The organism is Gemmiger formicilis (genome assembly GCF_018784445.1).
Classification (GTDB): Bacteria; Bacillota; Clostridia; order Oscillospirales; family Ruminococcaceae; genus Gemmiger.
Genome location: NZ_WQOH01000090.1, coordinates 1 through 1160 on the forward strand (window position 1 = coordinate 1; position 1160 = coordinate 1160).

At 51.6% G+C, this 1160-nt stretch carries 1 protein-coding gene and 1 pseudogene; one reads left to right on the top strand and one right to left on the bottom strand.

Features of this window, described 5'->3' with window-relative positions:
* Positions 1–300, top strand: a 300-nt coding sequence (gene rhuM, locus GPK89_RS15035) for a RhuM family protein (RefSeq protein WP_215694391.1), incomplete at its 5' end; no start/stop codon positions are given.
* A gap of 269 nt (positions 301–569) precedes the next feature.
* Here rhuM and GPK89_RS16405 read toward each other — a convergent pair.
* Positions 570–1160: pseudogene (locus tag GPK89_RS16405) on the bottom strand (FprA family A-type flavoprotein); the annotation flags it as partial.

The window sequence follows — 1160 nt, forward strand, 5'->3', positions numbered from 1 at the left end:
CGCCGCTTTTACCAGAAAATTACGGATATTTATGCTACTGCCGTAGATTACTCGGTAGACAGCAAAACGACCAAAGACTTTTTTGCAACCGTTCAGAATAAAATGCACTACGCTGTTCATGGCAGTACTGCCGCAGAAGTCATTGTGCAACGGGCAGACCACACAAAAGACCACATGGGGTTGACCTCATGGAAGAATGCCCCCAACGGGAAGATAGTCAAAGCCGATGTTTCTGTTGCAAAGAACTATTTGCAGCAAGATGAGTTACAAGAACTGAATGAGATTGTAACAATGTATTAGACACGATCACCACATCAAAGGACTTATCCGCATACGCTTCCATGTAGCACACTTCGTGTCTCCTTAGAAACCGAGGGCAACGGTCAAAGCCATCCGTTTACACCGTGGTCAAAATGCAAAAAGCGCAGCCGCAGAGAACATCTGCGGCTGCGCTTCGATCCATTTTCAAAGCTTCGGCATCACTCAACGCCATATTGTTGTCTAAATAAATCAGCGACGATGTTTTGCTTTTGAGGCATCGGGCGGACAGACGAAGCCAGACTCGCCGCCTACTCCGCGCAGAGCTCCGCCACCAGAGCGTCCATCTGCGCTTCGCTGGTTTGGTTCAGTGCGCCGCGCAGCGATACATCTGTTTCACACAGTCGGAGTTCCTTCATCTTTTCCAACTCGACGCGCATCAGCCGCGCGGCAGCAGGAGCCCATGAGCCGTTTTCCATGAGGCCAATCCGGCGGTTTCGGAATCCCTTTGTCTGTAAATGATCCAAAAAGGCCTTCATGGGCGGGAACAGTCCTCCGTCATAAGTGGAGCAGGCCAACACCAGTTTCCCGCAGTAGAATGCGCTGGTCACGGCATAGGAAAGGTCTGTTGCCGTCAGATCGCACATGGTGACTTGCGCACCTTTTCTCTCCAGCTTGCTCTTGAGGGCCTCCGATGCATATGCGGTATTTCCATGGATGGATGCGTGAGCGATCAGGATGCCCTCCGGTTTTTCCGGTTTCCATTGTGACCAGAGATCATAGAGCCGCAGATACTCTCCCATGTCTTCTGTGAGCATGGGCCCATGGAGCGGGCAGATCGTTTTGATCTCCAGCGCGGAGATTTTTTTCAGCAGCGCCTGCACCTGTGCGCCATACTTTCC